Below are 1,561 nucleotides of genomic sequence, written 5' to 3' on the forward strand. Positions count from 1 at the left end.
CCCGGATTTCTCATGAGGCCGGCAGGCGTGGCCGGTGAAGCCTCGGTGTATCAACAACCTGCCTTCCACCGCTAAAAATTGATCGTTTTTTATTCAATTCCCGCGTATGGGGCGCACTGCCCCCTTTCCCCCATTGAGCCGGGCCGGGGGCGCCCGCCTGTTCAGGTCGGCTTGAGGCGGGCAACCAGCCCCGCAAAGAGTTCCTGATGCGGATAGGCCTCGCTGATCAGCACGCGGATGCGCCGGCTGTTGCGAATGATCACCGCACCGATCTTGAGCAGTTTCAAGCGCAGGTTATGGATGCTCATGCGCGCCAATGCGGTGCCCTGGAGATGATCGCGTAGCCGTTCGAACAGCACATAGGCAAAGGCCGACAGCATCAGCCGCCACTGGTTGGTCCACCAGCGTGGGCTGGAGGTGCGGTCGGCGAACAGATCCAACTGTTGGTCCTTGATCCGATTCTCCATGTCGCCACGGCCGCAGTAGTCTTCGTAGTACTGCTGGGCAGCATCCTCGGCAAAGCGGGACACGACGATGAAGCGTGGATTGGCACCCTGCTCGCCATGTTCCAGGCGCGACACGACCAGGCGGCGCCTACGCCAACTACCGGCCTGATAGAGGAAGCGATACACGCCGGACATCTTCTGCCCGGTTTCTTGGTAGGCCTCGGCGACAGCTTGCATGGCCGGCGCCGCCATCCGCTGCAGGCGGGTGTTGCGGGCCAGACCCACCACATAATCCACCTGCTTGCGGTCACACCAGTCGAGCATGCGATGTCGGCAAAAACCGCCGTCACCGCGGAACACGATGCGGGTCTCTGGCCAGAAGCGGCGAATGAACTTGACCAGCAGTGCCAGGATGGCCCAACTGTGTCGGGCGCCATCGATGTTGCTCGGGCGCAAATAGCTCACCAGCAGATGGCGACCACAGAACACATAGAGCGGCAGGAAGCAGTAATGGTCGTAATAGCCATGGAAGAAGCGCCCTTCCTGATCACCATGCACCGGCACATCGGTCGCATCGAAGTCGAGCACGATCTCAGCCGGCGCCTGGTCATGCTGGGCGATGAAGTGCTCCCACAGCAGGCGATGGGCTTGCACCACCGTTTCGCGATCGGCTTGCTGTTCCAGGCGCCCCAGAGTGGATTTGCCGGCCAGCGGTTGCAGGCGGTTGACCGCAGTCTGCAGCGCGTAGTCATGGCGCAGGCCGTCATGATCGTTGAGATCCTCGTAGCCGGCGGCCAGTGCATAGATACGCTGGGCGAGCAGTGTCTGCAGTCCGTGCTGGACACGCCCAGGATCACGCCGATCGGGAACGATTTTGGCCAGGCGGCGGGTCAAGCCATGTTGCCGGTCGACCTCGCGCAGCAGCAACAAGCCCGCATCCGAGGTGATGTGACCACCGGTGAAAGAGGCCTCGACGAGGCGGCGAGAGAGGGGTGAAAAGTGGAGTTTTTCTGGTAGCATTTTGTGCGCGGCTGAAGACTTATGGGGCTTTGTTTGGCGACAAGAATCATAAGGCTTTCAGCCGTTTTTGTTTATGCGGTCATGAGAAATCCGGG

At 60.9% G+C, this 1,561-nt stretch carries 1 protein-coding gene; it reads right to left on the bottom strand.

Annotated features, from left to right (window positions below):
* Positions 1 to 161 precede the first annotated feature (161 nt).
* Entirely contained in the window at positions 162 to 1,466 is a 1,305-nt protein-coding gene (locus tag G7020_RS23730; RefSeq protein ID WP_010793081.1) for an IS1380-like element ISPa33 family transposase, read from the bottom strand.
* Positions 1,467 to 1,561 lie beyond the last annotated feature (95 nt).

The organism is Stutzerimonas stutzeri (assembly GCF_013522825.1).
GTDB classification, from domain to species: Bacteria; Pseudomonadota; Gammaproteobacteria; order Pseudomonadales; family Pseudomonadaceae; genus Stutzerimonas; species Stutzerimonas stutzeri_AK.